Here is a 23,388-nt window from a genome sequence, read left to right on the forward strand (position 1 = left end):
TTGACAGCGCGGTCGCGCTCGGGTCCATTCCGTGGGCCATGAGCGCGACCTTTCGCTCCCACTGGGGGCTCGATCCCGACGTTACGTTCCTCAATCATGGCTCGTTCGGAGCCTGTCCCACCGAGGTGCTGCGCCGCCAAACGGAGCTGCGCGCCCGGCTGGAGTCCGAGCCCGTCCGCTTCCTGCACCGCGAAATCGAGCCGCTGCTCGACGCCGCTCGTCACGCGCTCGGCGCGTTCCTGGACGCGGATGGGGATGACCTCGGCTTCGTCACGAACGCCACCACGGGCGTGAACACGGTGCTGCGCTCGCTGCGCTTCGAGCCCGGGGACGAGCTGCTCACCACCGACCACGAATACAACGCGTCCCGCAACGCGCTGGACTTCGCCGCCAGCCACTGGGGCGCTCGCGTGGTGGTGGCGACGCTGCCGTGGCCCGTGGCCTCCAAGCAGGAGCTGGTGGACGCGGTGCTCGCGCGCGTGACGCCGCGCACGCGGCTGTTGCTCATCGACCACGTCAGCAGCCAGACGGCGCTCATCATGCCGGTGCCGGAGCTGGTGCGCGCCCTGCGTGAGCGTGGCGTGGAGACCCTCGTGGACGGCGCACACGCGCCGGGCATGCTGCCCCTCTCCCTGCGCTCACTGGGCGCCGGGTACTACACGGGCAACTGCCACAAGTGGCTGTGCGCGCCCAAGGGCGCCGCCTTCCTCCACGTGCGCCGAGACCTGCAGCCGGGCATCAAACCCCTGGTCATCAGCCACGGCCACAACGCGGCCCGTACGGACCGCTCGCAGTTCCGGCTGGACTTCGACTGGACCGGCACGCACGACCCTTCCGCGTTCCTCTGCGTCCCCGAGGCGCTGCGCGTCATGGGCGGCATGCTCCCCGGAGGCTGGCCCGAGGTGATGGCCTCCAACCACGCCAAGGTCCTGGCCGCGCGCGCGCTGCTGTGCGAGCGCCTGGGCGTCGCGCCCCACTGCCCCGACGAGATGGTGGGCAGCATGGCCACGGTGGCGCTGCCCGCGGGGACGGGTGCGCATGCCCTGAGCCCGCTCGGGTTGGATCCGCTGCACGTCCAGCTCTTCGACCGATACCGCATCGAGGTCCCGGTCGTCCCATGGCCTCGCGCGCCAGAGCGCCACATTCGCGTGTCGGCCCAGCTCTACAACACGATGGCGGACTACCAGCGGCTCGCGGAGGCTTTGGAAGCGCTCCTGCGTTGAGTAGGCTGCCGCGAATGTCTCGTTTCGCCACCATCGATGTGGGAACCAATTCGGTGCTGCTGCTCGTCGCCGAGCGCGCACCGGACGGGCGCTTCGAGCCCGTGTTGGAGCGGGCGGAAATCACCCGACTCGGGCGCGGGGTGGACCAGAGTCGCCGCCTGTCGCCCGAGGGAATGGAGGCCACGCTCGAGGTGCTGACGCGCTTCGCGGACGAGGCCCGCGCCCTCGGTGCCGAGGGCATCGCGGTGTCCGCCACCAGCGCCGCGCGCGACGCCCAGAACGGCGCCGAGTTCCTCGAGGCCGCCCGCCAGCGCGCGGGCGTCACCGTGGAGATCATCTCCGGCGCGCTGGAGGCGCAGCTCTCGTTCGCCGCGGTGTACTCGGACTTCGCGACCGAGGCGGCTGGCCCCCTGCTGGTGGTGGACATCGGCGGAGGCTCCACCGAGCTCATCTTCGGCAACCGCGCGGGCAACGTGGAGTTCCGACACAGCTACGACGTGGGCGCGGTGCGGCTCACCGAGCGCTTCGTGCGCGCGGATCCGATGACCGCCGAGGACCGCGCGCGCATCGAGGCCGCGCTCCGGGAGACCTTCACCGCGCATCCGCATCCGCCCGCGCCCCCGGGCTCGGTGCTGGTGGGCGTGGCGGGCACCGTCACCACGCTCTACGCCATCCAGCACGCCATCGACCCGTATGACGCCACGCGCGTGCATGGCGGCACGCTGTCGCTGGGTGAGCTGAAGGCACTGGCCGACCGCCTCTGTCAGCTCTCGCTGGAGGAGCGTCGCAAGCTGCCCGGGCTCCAGCCCAAGCGCGCCGACGTCATCCCCGCCGGAGCGCTCATCCTCCTCGAGGCCGTGAAGGCATTGGGCCTCGACGGATGCCGTGTGAGTGACCGAGGACTCCGATGGGGACTGCTCGCGCATCGCTTCGGCGCGGGAGGGGTGCCTTCATGAACGCCACGCCGCTGTCGGAGCCCGCCGGAGCTGGAGCGCCCCTCATGCCCGTGACGCCCCCGCCTGTCTCGCCCGCCTCGGGGGCGCGCTACGCGCTGTTCATCCTCACCCTCATCAACCTCATCAACTACCTCGACCGCTACATCATCGCGGTCGCGCTGCCGGCCATTCAGCACGAGTTCGGCATCAACGACACGCAGTCCGGCTGGCTGGGCACGGTGTTCATCATCGTGTTCATGCTGGCCTCGCCCCTGGGCGGCTTCCTGGGGGACCGCATGCCGCGCAAGCTGCTGGTCGCGGGCGGCGTGCTCCTGTGGAGCCTCGCCACGGGCGCCAGCGGAGCGGCCACCTCGTTCATCGCGCTGCTCATCGCCCGCGGCGTGATTGGCATTGGCGAGGCCGGCTACGGCGCCGTGGCGCCTTCCATCATCTCGGACCTCTACCCGCGCGAGCTGCGCACGCGGATGCTGTCGTTCTTCTACATCGCCATCCCGGTGGGCGCGGCCATGGGCTACGGGCTGGGCGCGTGGATGACGAACAGCTTCTCCTGGCACTGGGCCTTCTACGCGGGCGGCGTCCCTGGCCTCATCCTGGGCACCCTCGCGTTCTTCATGCCCGAGCCCCAGCGCGGCGCCATGGACGGCCCCGACGCGCCCGTGAAGCTGCCCTTCATGGAGGGCCTCAAGGGCCTGGGACGCAACGCGGCCTTCTGGGCGACCACCACGGGCTACACGCTCATGACGTTCTCCATTGGCGGCCTGGGCTTCTGGATGCCCACCTACCTGGAGCGCGAGCGGGGCATGCCCGGCAACACCACGGGCATCGTGTTCGGCGCCATCACGGCGGTGGCGGGCCTCACGGGCACGCTGACGGGCGGGTGGCTCGGAGACAAGCTGGACCGTCGGCGCGAGGGCGGTGGCCTGTGGCTGTCCGGCCTGGGCCTGCTGCTCGCCGCCCCGTGCATGTACCTGGCGGTGAATCTTCGGGGCACGACGCTCACCTTCATCGCCATCGGCGTGGCGCAGTTCCTCGTGTTCTTCAACAGCGGCCCCATCAACGCGGCCATCGTCAACTGCGTGCCGCCCGCGTTCCGCGCCTTCGCCATGGGCCTCAACGTGCTCTGCATCCACCTGCTCGGGGATGCCATCTCGCCCGTGCTCATCGGCGGAATCGCCGACGCGGCCAGCCTGAAGACGGCCATCGAGGTCAACGCCATCCCCGTGCTGTTCGGCGGACTGGCGCTGCTGCTCGGCGCCAAGCTGTTCCGCGATGCGGTGCCGCGCGGGCGCGCTACCGCGTGACCGTGGCCGAGGCGTCCAGCCTCGGCCGGTACTCCTCCGCCAGCCGCTCCACCTCGGTGGTCAGCCGCTCGCCCTCCGTGAGCAGGAGCGAGCGCAGTCGCTGGCGATTGCCCAGGATGAAGAACACGCCCAGGTCGCGGCGCAGCGCCTTCCAGCGCTCCGCGAAGTAGAGCGTGAAGAGGGCCAGCGGCGGCACCCCGACGAAGGTCACCACGCCCCACGGCCAGCCTCGCCACAGCGTGGCGGCGACCGTCAGCCCGGCCCACCACGCGAGCGCGAGCACCAGCGACGTGAGGAACTTCATCGTGGCCTGCACGTCCAGCTCCGCCTTGCGGCTGACCAGACGGGGCACCTGATAGGGCAACCCGAAGAGCGCCAGGCCGAGCACGAACACGGGCAGGCCGCACACCAGCGACAGGAGGTTCTTCACCACGAAGGGCACCAGGGCTTCTTCCCGGTACTCCAGCGCCAGGTCCGCGGGCCCCGCCGCGCGCACGAGTTCCAGCCGGTGGCTGAATGACGACAGGTCATCGCGAATGCGCTCGAAGCGCTCGGGCGCCTCTCCTCGGAACATCTGGATGCCGCGAGCCCACAGCCGCAGCCGCTCCGCGTCGAGCGGGGCGCCGCGCTTCAACGCGAAGAGCTGCTCCGCCAGCTGAATCAACGGCAGGTCCGCCCACTCCTCCAGGTTCAGCGTGACGGCGCGCAGCCCCTCGGCGACGCGCTCGGTCAGCGCGCGCACCGCGTCCGGCTCTCCCGCCGCGTCCGAGGGCAGGTACGGCAGGACGTCGATGGCGGCGCCCACGTCGATGAGCACCTCGCTGCGGAACACGTTCTTGCGCGCGTACGTCAGGCCCACCGGAACGATGCGCACCCGAGCCCCCTCACGCGCCGCGCCCAGGGCGATGCGCGCCGCGCCCGTCTTCAGCTCCGCCAGCATCGGCTCCGAGTGGCTCTTGCCCTCGGGGAAGATGGTGAGGGCGCGCCCCGCCAGCAGCGCGCCGCGCGCCGCCTCCAGCGTCCCCTCGTTCCGGCCCATCTGCGCCGGGTCGTCCTGCTTGCGGTACACCGGCAGCGCATCCAGCCCGCGCAAGAGCGTGCCAATGACAGGCATCTTGAACAGCGGCGCCTTGGCCAGGAACGTGACTCGCCGCCGCGTGAGGATGAACACCAGCGCCGGGTCGATGAGCCCGTTGGGGTGGTTGCCCACGAAGAGCACCGGCCCCTCCCCCTCCTCGACGGGGGCATTCACCCGCACCCGGTAGAAGAGGCGAAGGGCCAGCGACACGACGGCTCGCACGAACGCGTAGAACACGCCCGGACTCTATACCGGACCCTCCGGGGTCCACTGGACCCCAGCGGACACTGTCACTGCGCGCTGTAGCTTCAGGCGTCACGCCGGCCCGCGCACTGTGGCATGCCACGTCACGCCCAGTCCTCCGCACCTGTCTTGGATGTCCAGCCTTTCCTGGCATGACGCGTGCTCATCCAGGCCGCGAGCGAAGCCGCCCGTCCTGGCGACCCGCTCGGCGGCCCGAGGCGAGGGTCGGGCCGTCGCGGCTCACCCACCCCTCGGAGCCCCGCCATGAAACCTGGACTGTCTTTGCTGACTCCCCTGCTCGCGCTCGCGTTGCTCGGAAGCTCACCCGCCTGGGCGCAGGATGACGAGCCCATTCCCGAAGGCTGTGTCGAGAAGCGCTACTGCGATGGGACGAAGTGCTACGAGGAAGACGCGCCCCAGTCGTTGCTGGCCTGCAGCTGCGGCCTGCTCGACCCGACGTGTGGCGTGGGCAAGTGCGTGGAAGGCGAATACTGCGACGGCAGCGCCTGCGGAGAGACGGCGCGCTGTCATCCGACGAACTCGCCCATCTCCCGGGTGATGTGCGCGGGCGAGAAGATGAGCCCCACGTGCGAGCTGCCCGCGGGTGGCTGCGGCGTGGGCCGCTGCGAGGACGCGGCCTACTGCGACAGCTGCGGCTGCCAGCCGCGCGAGTCCGCGGCCTCTCAGGCCCTGTGCGAGTGCAAGCTGGCCGAGACGCGGTTCGGTCTGGGCGAGTGCGTGGACGGCGGCTACTGCGAGAACGCGGCGAGCGAGTCCGGACAGTGCTTCAAGCCCGAGGCCGACATCTCGCGCGCCATGTGTCGGGGCGCCACGCTGGAGCAGTGCGTGGCCTCTCCCATCCAGGAGCCGACGTACTGCAAGGAAGGCAGCTACTGCGACGCGAAGGGTTGCTATCCGGAAGACTCGGCCATCTCGAAGATGAACTGCGCCTTCACGCCCGCGCCGCAGGAAGCCAGGCGTCTGGCCACCGCGCTGGGCCCCTACGACGTGGGCGTGATTCCTCGCCGTCCATGGGCCTGTCCGAGCGGCAGCGAGTACATCGAGTTCTACACGGACGATGAAGACAGCCGGAATGACAACTACACCTGGGGCTGGGTGGGCGCGACGCGACAGAACAGCGCGGGCACGCGGCTGGGATTCTGCCGGGTGGACGGCACGCTCTTCACCAACCTCGTGGATGTCTGGAACCGCGACCTCGCCATGGCCACCTACTCGGTGCTGCGGCTGGGCTCCCGGTGCCCGCCGGGCGGGATTCCCTTCACGCGGAACATGGACGACGAGGACAAGAACAACCGCAACAGCTTCACGGGCAACATCTGGCCCAACGTGTCCAACCGCAACACGTCCCTCAACTTCTGTCTGTTCATGGCCACGACGCGCAGCGGGATGCGGAGCTTCCCCTGGCTGGGCGTCGAATACGGCGTGTTCGCCGCGTCGGACCACGCTTCGGCCAACTGGCGCCAAGCGGGCTACATCCACATCGACGACGAGGACAGCAGCAACGCCAACTCGTTCAGCTATGACAACACCGGCAACATCCGCCTGCTCATCCACTCCATGGTCTGGGGTGGCGCGAACACGGAGATGCGGCTGGCGCGCGTGACGGATCCCGACCGTCCGTGCAGCGCCCAGGTGCGCTATCACAACGGCACCTACCTCACGCCCTGGTATGACGGCGCCAATTGCTACATCAAGCGCTTCCCGTCGTCGGGCACGCCCTTCATCTGGAACAACAGCTATTACGTCTCGGCGGGCCCAGGGCACTCGTGCAGCGAGGGTGTCTATGATGGCGCCAACTGCTACATCATGACCGCGCCCACCGGGACCACTGCCTTCAAGTGGGGCAACGCGTTCTATTACGCGGAATAGCCATCACCACACGCGCGCCGCCTGGATGACTCCGGCGGCGCGCGCCTCCCGCTCAGACTACTGAACGGAGGCCAGCCGGTTCTTCATCGTGGTCAGCGCCACCGAATAGCTCTGGTTGAAGTTGAGGACCAGGTTCGTCAACTCGGTGGCGATGATGCCACCGGGCGTCGCCATGCCCTCGTCGGACTCACCGCTCGCCACGTCACCCCAGACGCGCACCCCGTTGCGGTCATACATGTTGATGACGAAGGTGGAGAGCGACTTGGCCTTGAACCCCAGCGCATAGGGCGCCAGACCCCAGCTCTCATAGACAACCGCGACCGCGTCCACGCCCAGGTCCTCCGCCAGCTTCTTGGCCAGGTCTGGGGTGAGCGTGGCGGACTCGACCGCCTGGGGCCCGGTCACGAAGCGCATCCCCGGGGCGGTGTAGTACCCATCCAGCGACGGCAGGCCCGCCGCCGCATAGGCCGCCTGGGCCTTCAACACGTCGAGCGGGACGACCTCATAGCGGCCGCCCGTGAAGACTTGAACGAACGTCTTCACATTCGCCTCCGCGGTCTGGGTCTTCGCCTCCGGGACGTTGGCGGAGCCCAGAAGCAGGTGCGGATTGATGGCGTGCTGGACGACTGCGACCTTCTTCACGGCCAGATAGGCATCCTTCTGGACAAAGAAGTGGCTGCATCCCGTGCTGGCCAGCAGCACCACCAAGACAAGCATTCCCTTCGCGGCAATGTGACGCATGGCATCCCCCTTCCAACAGTGGAGCGCGGAGGCTCGACCGAGCGAGCCCCGCGCGTCAAGGGAATGGCCACGCGGGCCTTGCCCTTACCTCAGGGATGCGCGTCGTCCAGCGCGGACGAAGCGGTGCCCTTGGCCAGTTCCGCCACGTAGGCCGCGGCGAGCTTGGCGAACTTGACCGAGTTCTGGGCCGAGCCGGCGGTCTGGGTCAGCGTGTCATTGACCGTGTGGATGTAGGGATTGTCCTGGCCCATCAGCGCCTCGAAGGGGATGGAGCTGGCGTAGCCCTGGTTGTACCAGGAGGCGTGGTCCGAGCAGGCGTAGCCGCAGCGCGTGGACGTGCTCGTCACGCCCGGCATGTATTGCTTGATGAGGTTGGTGAGGAACGTGTTCTGCGCGGCCGTGGTGTAGTCAGACACCAGGACGATGTCGTAGCTGGAGCCGCGATAGTTGGTCATGTCCAGTTGGAGCACGCCCACCACGTTCTTCCCGCTGCTCTTGTACTGGGCCGCGATGGCGGCCGAGCCCTTCAGCCCAATCTCCTCGGCCGCGTAGGCGATGAACTGGACGGTGCGCAGCGGCCGGTAGCCCTTCGCCACGGCCACGCGGATGACCTCGGTGAGCGTGGCCACGCCGGAGGCATCATCATCCGCGCCGGGCGCGCTCAGTGAGGAGCCATTGACGTTGATGGAGTCCAGGTGCGCGCCCAGCACCACCACCTCGCTGGGGAGCGAAGTCCCCTGGATGGTGAGGATGACCGAGGGCTGCGGCGACGTGGAGGCAGGGTGCGTGAAGAACGCCACGGAGATGTCCGAGCGCCCCGCCGCCAGCGTCGTCCAGCGGCTCTTCAGCCAGTTGGCCGCATCCAGGCCGCCCTGCTGGTTGTAGCGGCGCGAGGTCCATGACGTGGAGAGCGAGGTGATGGTGCTGCGCAGGCTGCTCTCCGCCACCTGGGGGAGCAGCGCATTCACCGTCGCCGCGTTGTCCAGCGTGTAGCTCACCAGCGTAGGCGCGACGCGCGGCGTGGCCCCCGCCTCCACCGCGGCCAGGGCCTGCGCCTCGGAGTCATGGGCGATGAAGCCCGCGCAACGATTCAGCTTGGAGTGCATGACCTCGGCCAGCTTCTCCACCTGCGACGCGGGGACGCGCAGCATCGCCACGCCATCCTTCTCACGCACCACCGAGGGCAGCTCCAATCCCTGCCCCTGGAACGAGTCACGCGCGGGCGCCAGCGCATCCGAACCAATCGTTATCCAGACATCCGGCTCCGCCGCTCCCGCGAGCACCGGGGTGGCGAGCATCAGCGACAGGGTCAACACTCCCAGCTTCAGCGTCGTCATCACTCCTCCAGCTATTTCGCGATTGTCGCGAAATGCTGCTTTATGAGACCAATGGCGACGGCGTGCATCGGGATTGCCCTGCGGGGCAGGCTCGGAGTGCACGGTTCTGGACACTGCTCCGCGGGTCACGTCAATCCCAGACACGGAGGGAGTCTGAACAAGACAACCACCTGGAACAGCGTCCTCCTGCGACAGGGGTGCGGTTCACCTCATCGAACCCGGTCGGTAGGGGGCCTCCCGCGCAGCGAGTCGACCAGCAGGCGCGCGTTCGTGGACAGCGCGTCGTACTGGCGTACGCACAGCGACAACTGGCGCACGGCCCAGGGCTCCTCCAGGACCACCTTGCGCAAGGCGAGTGAGCGCTGACAGCGCATGGCGGCGGACTCAGGAACCACACCCACGCCCACGCCGTGCGCGACCATCCGGCAGACGGCGTCGAAGCTTCGCAGCCGCACCCGATACCGCAGGCGCCGGCCCAAGCGAGCCGCATGCAACCCCAGGTGCTCCTGGAGCGCGCTGCCCTCCTCCAATCCAATCAAGGGCTCCTCCAGGATGTCCTCGAAGCGCGCGCTCCGCCGCGTCGCCAGCGCGTGCCCACGCGCGGTCACCAGGACGAGGCGATCCACCTGAAGGGGGAACGTCTGGAGTCGCCCCAGGTCCACGGTGTCGGCAACGAGGCCCACCTCCGCGCGACCTTCCGCCACCGCCAGGACAATCTCCGAGCTGGAGCGCTCCTCCAGGTCCACATCCACGTGAGGGTGCGCGGAGAGGAAGGCACCGAGCCTCTCCGGAAGGAGCTCGGTGAGGGCCGCCGTGTTGGTCAGCAGGCGCACCTGTCCTTTCAGACCGCTCGCGAAGGTGGCGAGGTCCCCGCGCAAGTGCTCCACCTGTTGCAACACCGCGCGCGCATGGTGCGCCAAGGCCCGCCCCGCCTCCGTGGGCCGAATCCCCCGTCGCTCCCTTTCGAGGAGGGGCACGCGCAGCTCATCTTCCATCGCGCGGATGCGCGCGCTCGCGGACGCCAAGGCGAGATGAGAGCGCTCGGCGCCCCGGGTGATGCTGCCTTGGTCGATGACGTGGAGGAACAGTCGCAGGTCGGTCAGGTCAAAGCGCATGAGCCCAGCCTTCGGAACTTCCGAAGGCTCCCTCTGGGAATGGCGCATTGTCCAGCGCGGGCCGCCGAGGAAGCCTCGGGGCATGAACACCTTCGTCCTGCTCTGCCTCGCGGGGATTCTCGCGGGAGCCATGAATGCCGTCGCGGGTGGGGGCAGCTTCGTCACCCTCCCCGTGCTCCTCTGGGCGGGCGTACCTTCGGTCTGCGCGAATGCATCCAGCACCGTCGCCCTGCTGCCCGGCAGCCTGGCCAGCACGTGGGCCTATCGCGAGGACCTCACGTCCCTGAAGGGACTCCCGCTCCGGACACTGTTCGTCACCAGCGTCGCGGGAGGACTGGTGGGCGCGCTGCTGCTCCTGCTCACCCCGAGCCGCGCGTTCGATGCCTTCATCCCGTGGCTGCTGCTGCTCGCCACACTCGCGTTCGTCGCGGGCCCTTTCGTGGGGACTTGGATGAGAAGGCACGTCCAGTTCAGGCCGCGAGGCGTGCTCGCTACGCAGTTCGTGCTCGCCATCTACGGCGGATACTTCGGTGGCGCGGTGGGCATCATGATGATGGCGGTCTGGGGGCTGCTCGGCGCCATGGACCTTCGGGCCGCGAACCCCGCCAAGACATTGCTGGTCGCCGCGACGAACGCGGTCGCGGTGCTCTGCTTCATCGTCGCGGACAAGGTGTGGTGGCCGCAGACGCTCGTGCTCCTCGGGTCCGCGATGGTGGGAGGCTACGGGGCTGCTCGCCTCGCGCGGAGCCTGGATGCGCGTGGCTTACGCCGCTGCGTCTCGGCGCTCTCCCTCCTCGTGACGCTCGCGTTCTTCCTGCGGCACCCGTAGGCGCTCGGTCAGCGTGCGCGCGCGAGCAGGGCCCGCAGCGCATCACGCGTCAGCGGGCTCGCCGTGCGCGCGGAGGACTCCAGGACACTCCGGGCCCGCCCCAACGCCTCGCTCTCCAGCGACTCCAGCGCCGTCAGCGCGGCACCCTGCGTATCGAGCATGTCTGAGACGAGCTGCGCGCTGAGCACGCCCAAGGCCTCTCCTGTCGCCAACCCTCTTCGCAGCAAGGCACAGGCAGCGGTCGCGGCGACTTCGGCGCGGTCCGCTCGCAGGGCTTGCAGCAGCGCGCTCACCGCACGCGACGAGGGACTCTCGGCGAGCCCCAACATCACGAGCGCCTCGACGCCCGCGGTGGGCTCCGCGTCCTCCCAGACTTGAAGCAGCACCGGCTCCAAGTCCGCCAGGGCAGGCAATGGGAGCCGCTGCCGATGCAGTTCCTCCAAGAGTCCTCGCAGCGACGCCAGCGCCAGATAGCGCCGCGCGCCCTCGGTCCGCTGAATCAACGCGAGCATCACCGGGGCCGTGCTGTTCGGTGCCGAGGGCGCAAGCGAGACGAAGGCCTCCAACGCCGTGTCCCCGACCTCGCCCTCTTCGTCCAAGCAAGGGAGCAACGCGGGAAGCAGCGACAGCGCGGGCACGCCCACCCTCCCCACCGCGCTCGCGGCCGCGCGCCTCACCGCGGGCGAAGCGTGAGACAGCGCGGCCTCCAGCGAGGGAACCTGCTCAGGCGCCACGCGACACACGTGGGCCAGCACCATCGCCGCGTCCACCACTTCCGGAGAGGCAACGTCGGCGCGCGACAGCGCCGCGACCACGGCGCCGAATGCCTGCTCCGCCAAGGAGACTTGAGGCGGCCACCACGAAGACTGGAGCAGCGCGAGAATGTCGGCCCGCGAGGTCGACCGCGCACATGGCAGGGCCTCCAGCAGGAGAATCGCGGCCCGCTCTCGCGCTCGGTCATCCTCGGACTCGAGCGCCGCCCCCATCGCCTCCAGCGCCCGCGACACTTCGCGCGGATCCGAACCGCCGAGCCGCGCTGTCCATGCATCGAGCGGATGGCTCACGGGTAGCGATCCACCACGAGGATGACCCCGGTGTTGTCCTGCACCACGGAGAAGCCCTTCATGGGGCTCGGATACGCGATGAGCCCCTCACCGTCCCGGTCCCAGCGCGAGTCCAAGAGGACGCCACAGAACGGAACCGACAGCGCGCCACTCTCGGGGACGAAGATGCGGTCGTACCGACCGAACACCCGATGCTTCGTCACGAACAAGCGCCCGCCAATGCGCGCGCCCGGCAGCATCTTCTCGCCGTCCGCGCGGGGCGTCGCGATGACGAAGCTGTAGTTGTATCGAGCCGGGCCGGGGTGGTCCTGGATGCTGTCCACGATGACGGGGATGCGGTCCCCCGCCTTCAGCCCCAGCCGCTGCATCTGGAGCTGCGAGCCCTTGGGACAGTCTCCATCCGGAGGCATCCACTTGGGCCGCTCGGGCTTCACCTCCACCGGCGCCGCGTGCCCGCACCCGACCCACGCCCCAAGCATCGCCAGGACGCTCAGCCCCAACACACCTCGGCGCCAGGACGCGCGTCCTGCCAGAGGCCCGGTCATCAGAACGCCCCGATGCTGAAGTGGAACTGCGTGGGAGCCTCGTTGACGGCCTCGTCGCGGTCCAGGTTGAACCCCACGTCGAACGCGAGCGGACCGACCGGCGTCACGTAGCGCAACCCCACGCCCGCCGAGTAACGCAGCTCCGTGGGGTCGAACAACGTGCGGTCCTGCCACAGGTTGCCCGCCTCGAAGAAGAGGCCCAGGTCCAGCGCCGCGAGCGCGGGCACGCGCAGCTCCGCCTTGCCCAGCGTGTAGAGCTCACCGCCCTGACTCGTGGGGAACTGTCCCGCGAGCACGGCCTTCAAATCCTCCGAGCAGCCCGAGGGCGTAATCAGCGAGCGGCAATCGCTCAATCGCTGGTGCAACGCCTGCCGTACGTCCTGCGGCAGGACGCCATCCTCGCGGAAGCCTCGGAGGCTCGACGAGCCGCCCAGGTAGAACAGCTTCGAGCCGATGTTCTGCGCGCCCTCCGTCAACGGCACGATGGTGCCCGCGCGTGCACTCAGCGCCACGCTCGCACGGCGCCCCAGCGGTGCGTACACACTGAGGTTGCCCGCGAGCTTCACGCTGTTGATGGGGAACGCCGGCACGCGGTCACCCGCCACGTCCGTGGGCCGCACGCTGAGCCCGCGCATGAACTCGGCGCTCGTGGTCAGCACCATGCCGCGCCGTGGGTTGGCGGGGTCATCACGGAAGTCGAGCGTCGCCGCCGGGCGCAGCGAGTGCAGCGCGAAGTCACCGAACGGGTAGCGCAGCCGCTCCTGGTCCGCCCGGTTCACTAGCTCCAGCACGCCCGCGCGCGAACGCAGCCGGTTGTTCTCCACCTCGTACTGAAGCGACAGGTTCAGCCACGACGACACGGCCCAGTCCAGGCCCGCCACCGCGGCGAACCGCGTGGACAGGTACGAAGGACGGTGCACGCGCTCGCCAATCAGGTCCAACCGCGCGCCCACTTCCAGCGGAGAGAGGAAGTAGAGCCGCGACTGAGACAGCGCCAGGTTGCCACGCCCCCCGAGCCCGCTGAGACCATCCAGGTCCGAGTCACACGCCGCGCCCTGCGCCAACCCCGAGTCACATCCCGCGGGCCTCCGGTCCGAGCCCAGCGCCTGCGCACTCCATCCCGCGTAGTTCACCTTGCCGCGCGCGAGCACGTTGAGGCCCTTGCCATCCACGTTGCGCCAGGCCGTGTCCAACGTGACGCGAGGACCGTCGACCAGGAAGTAGCCGCCGGACACCTCGCCATCCAACCGCGCCCGCTCCTGCACCGACACGAGGACATCCTTGGAGCCCTCGCGCCGATTGGGATCCGCGAGCGACACCTCGGCCTGCTTGAAGAGGCCCAGGCGCGCCAGCCGACGCTGCCCTTCCGCCAGGTCCTCCATCGACAGCGGCGCGCCTTCCTTCAGGTCCAGGTAGGCCAGCACCACATCCGGATCCGTGCGCGTCAGCCCCTGGATGAGCACCTTGCCCACGTGCACCCGAGGCCCCGCATCCACCTCGTAGACCACGCTCGCGGCCTTGCCCTCGCCGTCCACGGTGACCTTGTTGGCGACGTGCGCGAACAGGTAGCCCTCGCGCCCCAAGCCGCGCTCGGTCGCGGCGCGCACCTGCTCCACGCGCTCGAAGCTCAGCGGCGTGCCTTGGCGCAACATCGCGCGGGTCCATTCCGAGTGGACGTCCGCGGGCATGCCCTCGAAACGCACGTCGCGCACGAGCGCTCGCGGCCCTTCCTCCACGTCGAAGTCCGCCACCGCCGTGTGCTGGACGGTGTCCATCGTCAGGCCCCGGAAGGTCACCATCGCGGAGGAGAAGCCCTGCTCGCGATAGGCCGTCGTCATGCCGTCCGCCGCGTCCAACCACGCCTCTTCCACGTAGACCGTGGAGGGATCCGGCGGCGGCTCCACGCCCTGAATGTCCGGCGCGTGGCGGCCCTCCATCGACAGCGGGTCATCGCGCAGGGGCAGGTCCAGCTCGGGCCGCGTCTCGCACGCCGCGACGCGCGCGGTGAGCTGTGCACGCAGGGCCCGGCTGGACACCGCCGTGTTGCCGTGGAAGCGCACCTCGGTCACGCGCAGGGGATGGCCTTCCTCCACGTCGAACGTGAGCGCGGCGACCGCCCCGTCCTCTCGCTCCACCGAGTGCGCACGCACGCGCGCCGAATGGAAGCCGCGCTGTCGGTAGAAGGCCTCCAGCTTGCGCGCGAGCCGCGCCTCCACCACGTCATCCAGCGTGTCCTCCCCCTCGTAGGAGGCGACACGCGCCAGGAGGACATCGGGCATGCGGTGATTGCCCCGGAAGCGCATCGTGAAGCGAGGCCCCGCGCTCAACGGCACGGCCACCGTCGCCCCGCCCTCCGCCACCGTCACGGTGGGCACGCCCACGCGAGCCCGCCAGCGATGCTCCTCGCGCAGAGACACGCGCAGTCGCTCCAGCCCGGCCTCCAAGCTGCCCCGGTCAAAGACATCCCCAGGACGCATGCCGAGCGTGTCCATCAGTCGCGGCAGCGGGAGATCCGACGCCCCGAGGAACGTCACCTGCCGCACGCGCGTGGGAAGGCCCTCCTCCAGGCGCAGCGTCACAGCCACCCCGCCCCCCGGCACGGGCGCCTGCGACACGTCCACCTTCACCGCGTCATAGCCGCGAGCCCGATAGGCCTCCTGCACCGCGCCGACCGCGGACTCCAGCTCCTCCGGATCCAGCGGGCCGCCCTCCAGCAGGTTGCTGGCCTCCAGCACTTCGCCGGTCGTGAGGACCTGATTGCCGTGAACCGTGACGGACGAGAGCCGCAGCAAGGGCGTGAGCTGGAAGACGAGCCGCACACCTCCGGGCACGTCCTCCTTGCGCGCCACCACGTCCGAGAAACGCCCCGTGGCCCACAGCCGCTCCACCGAGCGGCGCACCGCGCTTGGCGAGAGCGCCTGTCCCTTGCGCACGGCGACGAGCGAGGAGAGCCCCTCGGCGTCCGTGCCGCCCGGCAGGTGCAGCTCCACCGAGACCACCTCGGGAGCGTCCTCGGCGCGCGCCGGCCAAGGCCCCAGGGCGCTCGCCCACACGAGCACCAGCGCGAGCCACGCGGCTACTCGACCTCCCAGCCCAGCTTCAGCTCGAGCCCGAGGTTTCCAAACGAGGCTTCGCTGTTCTCGTTGTCCCACTGGGCCTGCGCGGAAAGTCGGTCGTCGAATCGATATTCGGCCCGCGCCCGCGTCCCGCGACCGCTCACCGGTTGTGTCATGCCGATCTTAAGCTTCTCCGACAGGAACTTCGACTCCAGTTGTGCGGTGGGCTCCGCCTGCCGCGTGGCGTCGTTGTAGGTCGTGGAGATCTGAAGGGACAGGTCGCGCAGGACGGGGTTGCTCGGCAGGAAGCGCCGGAGCTGCCGGTCCAGACCGGACACATTGAAGAGGGCCTCGGCCGCCAGCCCGGCGCTGGCCGAGGCCGCCGTGTCCTTGTCCGAACTCGTCACGCCCAGGGTCAAGAGCGACAGGACGTCCCCCTCCGTCAGCGCGGGCTCGGACGACAAGATGATTTGCGGGTCCGCCGGCTTGCCGAAGGCGTGCAGCCGCACCACGTACTCGCGCACCTGCGTCTGGGCCTGCACCTCGAACACCGGGTCGATCCCCGTTGGATCGCGGAACTCCACCTGCCCCTGGTTGATGGCGAAGGGGTTGTTGCGGAAGAACGCCTGACTGCCCTCGGCCGCCTCCACGCGCCCCAGCAGTCCTGGCCGCACGTCCGTGCCCGTCAGGCGCACATCCCCGAGCAGCCGCGCCTTGGCCAGGTTGTTCTCCACGCGCACGTCACCGAAGTGCACGTTCACGTCCCAGGTGACGAACGGGTCGCGTGCCCGCTCGCCAGGCAGCCCGCCCACCAGGGCCGTCCGGCGCTGAAGCCCCTTGAGCAGCGACTCCACGTCCACCGACTTCTGGTAGCGCAGCTTGACGATGTCCAGGCCACCCGTGACGGTGAGCCCATCCGGCGGACCAATCACCTGGAGCAGCCCGGACACGGTGATGGGCAGGTCCTCCGTCAGCCGGTACGGCACCTCGTCGAGTTGCAGCGTCAGCCCCAAGCGCTTCGGCTTGAAGCGATCCAACCGCACATCGCCGCGCGCGGACACGTGCCCGTCGTTGAGCTGCCCCTGCAAGTGCTCCAGCAGCACGCGCTGGCCCGTGAGTTCGAGCCGCCCCGACACGCCGCGCACGTTGACGGGCAGGTCGCGCATCGTGATGCGCACATCGGACAGCTCGGCGGAGCCGACCAGTGACGGGTCGTCCAGCGTGCCCGTCGCTTCGGCGTCCACTCGCAAGAGGCCGCTCGCGCGCTCCACCCCAGGCAGGAAGGGCTCCAAGAGGCGCACGTCCATGCTGCCGTCACGGAGGCTCACGGCCATTCCCCGGCCACTCACCGAGCCGCCCAGCGTCACGTCCAGCGAGGTCCCGCTGAAGCGGAACGGCAACACCTCCAGCGTCCCCGCGCGATAGGACAGCGAGATGGGTCCCTTGTTGTCCGCGCGCAGGTCGCCTCGGGTGAGCACCAGCTTCTGCACCTGCGCGGTGGCCTCGTAGGACGAGGGGTCCAGCAAGGGCCCCTGCGCGGACACACGCCCCGCGAGCGAGCCGGACACACCCTGGAGGTACGACGCTTGCGGCAACAGCGGGCGGATCTCCGGGAGCTGGAGCGCGATGGAGGAGTCGAAGCCATAGGGCGCCTTCACCTTCATCGTCATCCAGCCCTCCGCGTCCCGGAACGGATGACCGTCCACGCGCAGGTCCTTGCCCACCTGGCGCAGTTGGAGATCCATGGCGCCCAGGTCTCGCGAAGCGAACGTCACGTGGGGCCCCTTGAGCGAGGCCTCCACCACCGGCAGCTCCCCGTTGCCCGTCACGCGCCCATCCAGCTCGAGCAGCCCCTGGATGCCCATGCGCTCGCCGACGTCCGGCCCCACGGCTTCCGTCAACGACAGGTGGTCTCCACCAAAGCGGTAGTCCAGCCCGCCCGCGAATGCCAAGGTGCCCTCGGCCCACAGCCGTCCCAGCGGGCCCTCCAACACGGTGCGCTCCAGCACCATCTCCTTGCCCTCCACGAAACGCAGCCGCGCCGAGCCCGCGCCGAGGCGCCGCCCGTAATAGCGGGTGTCCTTCATGTCGAAGACCACCAGCCCCTCCAGCTTCTCCACGGGGCTGTCGATCTCCACGCGCCCCGAGGCCGTGCCCGTCAGCGCCCCCTGCATCACCGCGAGCGAGGAACTCAGCCCGGCCACCACGTCCACCAGGTCCTCGGTGCGCCCCTGCGGCACGTTCACGTCGAGGCGCGCGTGCAAGACACGCCCGAACGTCAGCGCGCCCTTGCCGAAGTACTGCGTGCGCCCCTTCTGTCCGGTGAGCGAGGGGAAGGCCAACACGCCCCCCGAGTACGTCAGCTTGCCCTGCACCACGCCCAGGCCGAGGTTCCAGAAGACGAAGTCGCGCAGCGACAGGCTCGAGTCCACCTTCACGTCCGAGTACGGCCCCGTGATGACGTAGGTGGCCGAGCCGCGGCCGGACCAGGGCAGCTTCGCGATGTGACCGAAGTCCGCCAGCTCCAGGTCTCCACCGCCGCGGATGTCCAGGCCCCGCGCCTTGTCATAGAAGAGCGTCACGTCGCCGCGCACGCGCGAGCGCCCCGAGTCCGCGGTGATGTTCGCGAACGTCACGCGATCCGGCAGCAGCTTCACGAGCGTCTGGGCGCGAGCCCGGTCGAACTCGAGCAGCGTCTTGCCTAGGGACTCGGGCGCGTCATACGGGCGCGTGGCGAGCACGAAGCGCCCGGCGCGCAAATCCAGAGGCCCGGAGATGTTGGGACGCGGCAGCAGCGTGCCGGACAGATGCGCGGTCGCGCTCGCGGGGAAGTCCACCCACGCCCCCGCGATGCCCGCGCGCTCCAGGATTCGTCCGAGCGAGGCCTCCTCGGTGGTGAGCGCCACCTCCACCGGAAGCTCGGGCGTCAGCCGCAGCGAGCCCGTCACCTTCACGCGCCCACTGCCCATGGGGATCGCCAACTGCTCCACCCGAACGCGGTCCCCCACGTATGCCAGCCGCGCGGTGAGGCTCACGGGTCCGTACTTCTCGTAAGCGAGGTTGCTGGCGGACACGTCCGCGGACACCGCGAGCGCGGAGGGCTTGCCCGTGACGGAGAGGCGAGACCACAGATGTCCCGTGGCGGGCTTGGGCAACAGGTGCGCGCGATGCAGGGTCTGCAGCGGCAGGAACACCTGGGCATCCAGCGCGAGCTGCGGCTGACAGAGCGTCTCCACGCGACCGGACAGCGTGGTGGTGAAGTCGTCGAGCGTGACCTCGGCGCGCTCCACGTCGAGCTGCGCCTCGGTGGGATCCAACGCGCCGGTGAACACCAGCCGGCCCAGCGTCAGCTCGCCGCCGTCCGCGCCCAGGCGCACGAGTCCGCTGCGCGCCTCGACGTCGAACTCCATGACGCCCCAGCGCTCCACCCACCCCACGTCCAGGTTGGTGATGTCCACCCGACGGCCGCGAGGCAGCGCGAGCCGCACCTCCGCGCCCGTGATGTCCAACTTCGCGATGCGCAGCCGATCCAACGGCGCCAGGAAGCACGTCCCCGGTTCGCGCGGCGTCGCGGGCGCGGGTTGAGACAGGTCCAGGTTGACGCGCGGATGCCGCACACGCACCTGCCCCAACGTGAAGCGCCGACCCAACGGCCCGAAGAAGCCGAAGCGCACCTCCGCGGTATCTGCCGCGAACAACGGCGTGTCCGAGCCGGGCAGGAAGAGCGACACGCCATGCAGCAGCACGCGCGAGCCCAGCGGATCCAACTCGCATCGCCCGATGCCGACGTCCATCCCCAGCACGCCCGGGAGATGGCGCCGCGCCAGCGTGCACGTCGCATCCCATGCGGCCTGGGTGCGCAGGACCAGGATGCTCCCCGAGAGAACGAGGAGCACCACGAGCAGCGCCTTGCGCGCACCGTTGCGGCCCTGGGATGCCAAGACCGCTACAGCTTACCGAGCCCCTCGAGGTAGCGGTCGATCTCCGCCAAATCGATCTTGGATTTCGCCGTGCGAGGCAGCGAAGTGGCCGGAGCCGCCTGCTCGCTCGCCGACGAGGCGGCCGCGCCACCCTGGAGTCCCAGGTTCTGCCCGATGCGATTCACCAGCTCGGCGCCAATGCTCTCCTGCCGGGCCAGGAACGCCTCGAAGAGGGCGTTGTCGCACAAGGTGTTGATGACGCGGGGGGTTCCCCCCGAGTGCGCATGCACGGCCAGCAGCGCCTCGGCCGTGAAGGGCATGCGCGGGCAGCCCGCCAACCGCAGGCGGTGCTTGATGTAGGCCTCGGTGGACTCCGCCGTGAAGGGCTCGAGCTTGTAGCGAAGCGCCACGCGCTGGGCGAGCGGCGGGTCCAGCTTGAGGTTCTTCTCGATCTCCGGCAGGCCGAAGAAGACGAACGAGATGAGCTTGCGCTCGGGGACCTCCAGGTTCAGCAGCCCCCGGAACTCCTCCATGATCTCCCGCGTCTCCAGCATCTGGGCCTCGTCGATGAGGACGACGGCCTTCTTGCCGGACTCGTGAATCTGCAGCAGGCGCTGGTAGAGCTGGGACAGGAGCGCCAGCTTCTCCTGCGCGGGATTCTCCACGCCCAACTGCAGCGCGATTCGCCGCAGCAGCCAGTGGGCGGTGATGCCCGAGTGGATGATGACCAGCAGCGCGGCCTCGTACTCGGACTCAGGCAGCGAGTCGAGCATGCGCCGGGCGAGCGTCGTCTTGCCCGCGCCGATGTCCCCGATGAGGATGGACAGGCCCTTCATGTAGCCCACGGCATGCATCAGCCGCGTCAGCGCCTGCGAGTGCTGCGCCGAGTTGTAATAGAAGCGACTCACCGGAGCGTTGGAGAACGGCTCCTGGGTGAGTTCGAAGAAATCGAGGTAGGTCGTCATCGGTTCGCCGGACCTCGTGGCAGCAAACTACACGTAGCCGACTTTGCGCGCCTTGGGCGCGCCAGCGGCTGGCACCTGGGTGGAAGCGGCGCTCGGGCCCTTTGCTCCGGCGGCGCCCTTCGCGGCCGCAGGAGCCTCGTCGCTCTCGGGAGACGTCGTCGCCGCCAACCGCGACACGTGCGCCGACACCTCGCGATACTTCGCGTCCTGCGCGGCCACGCGCTGGTAATGGAACAGCGCCTTGCCCGCCTCGCCCAACGCCTCGTACGCGCTGGCAAGCTCGAAGCCGAGGGCCTTGCCCACCTCGCCCACCGCCAGCGGGCTCGCCAGTCCGTCCTTGAAGACGCGCACGGACTCGGCGGGCTGGCCGCGCATGGTGTGGAGCATGCCGGTCATCGTCAGGCAGTCCAGCTCGCGCTTCGTGCCCACGCAGCCCTGGCGGGCCACTTCGAACTCGTGGACCGCGTCGTCCAGCAGGCCCATTTCCTTGTAGGCGATGCCCAGGTCGTAGTGCGTGTCCACGTCCTCGGGCTTCACCACCTTCGCGAGGCCCTTCTTGAACTCGGCGAAGACCTCATCGACCGAGTACTGGAAGTCGTCCTCCGCCGGCGGCGCTTCCGCCAGCTCCTCGCCACCGAGGCCGTCGATCTCCCCCGCCAGCTCCGCCGCGAGGTCGAACGCATCGCGTTCCCCCGAGGACTCGGTGACGGGCTGCACGCTGGGCACGGAGAGCGGCTCGGCGGGCGCCTCGTCCTGGGACGCGTTGCCTTGCGCCTCCAGCGCCTCCAGGCGGGCCATCAGCTCGCCAGCGCGCACATGGCCCGGGAAGGCGATCGCCACCGTCTCGAGGATCTCCCGCGCCTCCTCGAGCAAGCCCTGGTCGAGGAAGAAGGACGCCTCGTCGCACTCCTCGGCGGCGGGCTCATCCTCGAGTTCCGCCTCCGCCTCGGGCATGGCCTCGACCTCGGCCACAGCCGTCGCCTCGGTGTCGTCCTCCAGCGGAGTCACATCCGCCACCGCCACCGCGATCGAATGCGCGGCCGTGGGTGCGTCGTCTTCCTCGCCCAGGCCCGGCGCGTCGAAGTCGCTGCTGCTCAGCGCGGCGATGCCCACGCGCGTGGGAACTTCGTCCTCTTCGAAAGCGGAGCCCCCCAGTTCGGCGGGCTCATCATCCGCAAGCGCGGGGAGCTGCAGCGTGTCCGGCGCCGCTTCTTCCAGGAGCGCGCGAGACGGAGACAGGATGCGCGTGGGCGGTGCGTCCTCCTCGTCGCCCAGGGCCATCGCGCCCAGGTCGTCGTCGGGAGCGACCATGTCTTCGTCGGACGACATGTCCGCGAAGGACGTCTCGTCCTCTCCACCCGACACGAGCGGCTCATCGTCCTGCATCGACGACAGGCCGGGCTCGTCCGTCAACATCAACCCATCGTCGGACACCAACGCATCCGACATCGCAGCCGCCGCGAGGTCCTCCGGCGCGGGCGAGTCCTCGAACACTTCATTCTCGTTCGAGGTGATGGGCTCGCCGACCAGGGCCTCCTCGCTGACGACGGTGCTGTCGGCGCCGTCGTCGATGACCTCGTCCGAGTCCGTGCCATGGCTCAGCGCTGCCAGGGCCAGCTCATCCCCGGGAGGCTGCGCGAGCGCATCGTCCGGCGGCTCCGCGACGAGGATCTCATCGTCGTTCGAGTCCACCAGGATGGCGTCCTCGCCCAGCGACTCCACCATCATCGGGCTGGCGACCGGGGCCGCCACCGCGGTGTCGGAGCGCAGCACCGCCAGGAACGCCGGCACCTCGGGATGCGCCGGGTTCTCCTGCAGGATGTTCAGGAGGTACGGCTGCGCGCGCTGCACGTCCGCGCGACGCGTGCACAGGCGCAGCACGTTCAACAGCTGCTCGGAGGCCTGCGCGACGTTATTGGCGGCGACGTAGATGTGGTACGCCTTCTCGTGCGCGTCCAGGTTCTCCGGGTCGACGGAGAAGACCTTGCGCAGGTGCTCCAGCGCTTTGTCGTGGAGCCCGTACTTCACGTAGACGTCGGTCTCGGTCAGCAGCTTGGAGAGCTGCTCCCGGCCCATGCCCTGCGGCGCGGCAGGCGCCTGGACTGGCGCGGGGGCGGGCTGCGCGACGGGAGCGGGAGCCGCGGAGGGACGCGGAGCAGCGGCCACGGGTGCGGCGGGCTGCGGCGTCGGGGCCGGCGCGGGAGGCTCCTCCAGGGGCGCGCGCCGGGCGAGCAGATCCGGGTCCTGCGGATCCAACACTTCGATCTGCGTCCAGACCGCCTCGGATTCCGTCGCGCGGCCGCGCTCCTGATGAATCTTCGCGAGTTCCTTGTAGACGGAGACCGTCTTCGACGTCTGGCCCAGCCCCTGGAACGCCTGGGCCAGCAGGGTCAGCGTCTCGACGTCGCGACCATCCGCCTTGAAGCACACCTGCAGCTTCGCGAGCGCGCGCTTCTGATCCGCGCGCTGGAGATAAGCCGCCGCCAGCTCCTTGGCCAGCGAGAGGTTGTCGGGCTCGAGCGAGGACAACCGCTCCGCGACGCGGAGCCAGTCATCCATGCGGGAGTTGCGCTTGAGGTACTCGGCGGCGCGCTTGAACTCCTGCAGCGCCTCCTTGGCCATGTTCTCGCGCGCATACAGCTCCGCGAGCTTGATCTTCGACGCCACGTTCTCGGGGTCGAGATCCACCATCTTCTTCAGAGTGTCGAGCGAGGCCTTGGTATCGCCCGCCTTGTCGTAGTGATTGGCGACAATCTGGAAGTAGGCCATCGCCTCGGACATCAACCCGAGCTGCTGGTGCAGCTCCGCCAGCTTGAGGTTCACCTCGAGCAGGTTGGGGTTGAGCTTGAGGACCTGCTTGTAGAGGGCGACCGCCTTGAGGAAGAACCCGTCCGAGGAGTAGCTCTCGGCCACCTTCGTGAAGAAGTGCGCCGCCTGGGGGTTGTCGTTCTTCTTCTGGTACAGCTCGCCCATCTTCTGGAGGACCCGGATGTCCTTCGGGTCGACTTCCAGAACCTTCTGGTACTCCTTGATGGCCTTGTCGTAGGCACCCTTCGCGACGAGTTTCGCGGCAGCTTCGATGATCTTGTTCTTGTCCATCGAGCGTGGGCTTCCGGCAGGCCAAA

General features: G+C 69.3%; 15 protein-coding genes. 5 read left to right on the forward strand and 10 right to left on the reverse strand.

Annotated features, from left to right (window positions below; genetic code table 11):
- Positions 1–38 precede the first annotated feature (38 nt).
- From JGU66_01075 to JGU66_01085, 3 genes are read left to right on the forward strand one after another with little or no spacing between them, the layout of a single operon-like run.
- Complete coding sequence (locus tag JGU66_01075; GenBank protein MBJ6759333.1) at positions 39–1,223, forward strand: aminotransferase class V-fold PLP-dependent enzyme; 1,185 nt, start codon at positions 39–41, stop codon at positions 1,221–1,223.
- 14 nt (positions 1,224–1,237) lie between these two features.
- Complete coding sequence (locus tag JGU66_01080) at positions 1,238–2,179, forward strand: Ppx/GppA family phosphatase (GenBank protein ID MBJ6759334.1); 942 nt, start codon at positions 1,238–1,240, stop codon at positions 2,177–2,179.
- Positions 2,176–3,480 (forward strand): MFS transporter, encoded by a 1,305-nt coding sequence (locus tag JGU66_01085; protein MBJ6759335.1) that lies wholly within the window; start codon positions 2,176–2,178, stop codon positions 3,478–3,480. The genes JGU66_01080 and JGU66_01085 overlap by 4 nt, the downstream gene beginning before the upstream one ends.
- Here the strand turns inward: JGU66_01085 and JGU66_01090 are convergent.
- Positions 3,470–4,795 (reverse strand): 1-acyl-sn-glycerol-3-phosphate acyltransferase, encoded by a 1,326-nt coding sequence (locus tag JGU66_01090; protein ID MBJ6759336.1) that lies wholly within the window; start codon positions 4,793–4,795, stop codon positions 3,470–3,472. The genes JGU66_01085 and JGU66_01090 overlap by 11 nt on opposite strands.
- A 270-nt stretch (positions 4,796–5,065) precedes the next feature.
- Between JGU66_01090 and JGU66_01095 the strand changes: the two genes are divergently transcribed.
- The gene (locus JGU66_01095; protein ID MBJ6759337.1) at positions 5,066–6,691 is read left to right on the forward strand and encodes a hypothetical protein; all 1,626 of its coding nucleotides are present in this window, start codon (positions 5,066–5,068) and stop codon (positions 6,689–6,691) included.
- Between the two features lie 57 nt (positions 6,692–6,748).
- Here JGU66_01095 and JGU66_01100 read toward each other — a convergent pair whose 3' ends face one another.
- The 3 genes from JGU66_01100 to JGU66_01110 all read right to left on the reverse strand — a co-directional run bounded on the left by JGU66_01100 (position 6,749) and on the right by JGU66_01110 (position 9,884).
- Complete coding sequence (locus JGU66_01100; protein ID MBJ6759338.1) at positions 6,749–7,432, reverse strand: hypothetical protein; 684 nt, start codon at positions 7,430–7,432, stop codon at positions 6,749–6,751.
- 89 nt (positions 7,433–7,521) lie between these two features.
- Entirely contained in the window at positions 7,522–8,769 is a 1,248-nt protein-coding gene (locus JGU66_01105; protein MBJ6759339.1) for a M20/M25/M40 family metallo-hydrolase, read from the reverse strand.
- A 209-nt stretch (positions 8,770–8,978) separates the two neighbouring features.
- Positions 8,979–9,884 carry a LysR family transcriptional regulator gene (locus tag JGU66_01110; protein ID MBJ6759340.1) on the reverse strand — a complete coding sequence of 302 codons (906 nt, stop codon included), beginning with the start codon at positions 9,882–9,884 and terminating at the stop codon, positions 8,979–8,981.
- A gap of 82 nt (positions 9,885–9,966) precedes the next feature.
- On the opposite strand from JGU66_01110, the gene JGU66_01115 reads away from it, so the two are divergent.
- Complete coding sequence (locus JGU66_01115) at positions 9,967–10,713, forward strand: sulfite exporter TauE/SafE family protein (protein ID MBJ6759341.1); 747 nt, start codon at positions 9,967–9,969, stop codon at positions 10,711–10,713.
- An 8-nt stretch (positions 10,714–10,721) separates the two neighbouring features.
- Here the strand turns inward: JGU66_01115 and JGU66_01120 are convergent, their stop codons facing one another.
- From JGU66_01120 to JGU66_01145, 6 genes are read right to left on the reverse strand one after another with little or no spacing between them, the layout of a single operon-like run.
- Positions 10,722–11,777 carry a hypothetical protein gene (locus JGU66_01120; GenBank protein ID MBJ6759342.1) on the reverse strand — a complete coding sequence of 352 codons (1,056 nt, stop codon included), beginning with the start codon at positions 11,775–11,777 and terminating at the stop codon, positions 10,722–10,724.
- Complete coding sequence (locus JGU66_01125; GenBank protein ID MBJ6759343.1) at positions 11,774–12,322, reverse strand: hypothetical protein; 549 nt, start codon at positions 12,320–12,322, stop codon at positions 11,774–11,776. Before JGU66_01125 ends, JGU66_01120 begins: the two co-directional genes overlap by 4 nt.
- Complete coding sequence (locus tag JGU66_01130; protein MBJ6759344.1) at positions 12,322–15,384, reverse strand: BamA/TamA family outer membrane protein; 3,063 nt, start codon at positions 15,382–15,384, stop codon at positions 12,322–12,324. Before JGU66_01130 ends, JGU66_01125 begins: the two co-directional genes overlap by 1 nt.
- Before the next feature lie 14 nt (positions 15,385–15,398).
- A complete protein-coding gene (locus tag JGU66_01135) occupies positions 15,399–19,319 on the reverse strand; it encodes a translocation/assembly module TamB (GenBank protein ID MBJ6759345.1) in 3,921 nt (1,306 codons plus the stop codon).
- 5 nt (positions 19,320–19,324) lie between these two features.
- Positions 19,325–20,263, reverse strand: a complete 939-nt coding sequence (locus JGU66_01140) for an AAA family ATPase (GenBank protein ID MBJ6759346.1) — start codon at positions 20,261–20,263, stop codon at positions 19,325–19,327.
- 27 nt (positions 20,264–20,290) lie between these two features.
- Positions 20,291–23,362, reverse strand: coding sequence for a tetratricopeptide repeat protein (locus JGU66_01145; protein MBJ6759347.1), 3,072 nt, complete (start codon positions 23,360–23,362; stop codon positions 20,291–20,293).
- Positions 23,363–23,388: the final 26 nt, after the last annotated feature.

The organism is Myxococcaceae bacterium JPH2 (assembly GCA_016458225.1).
Lineage (GTDB): Bacteria > Myxococcota > Myxococcia > Myxococcales > Myxococcaceae > Citreicoccus.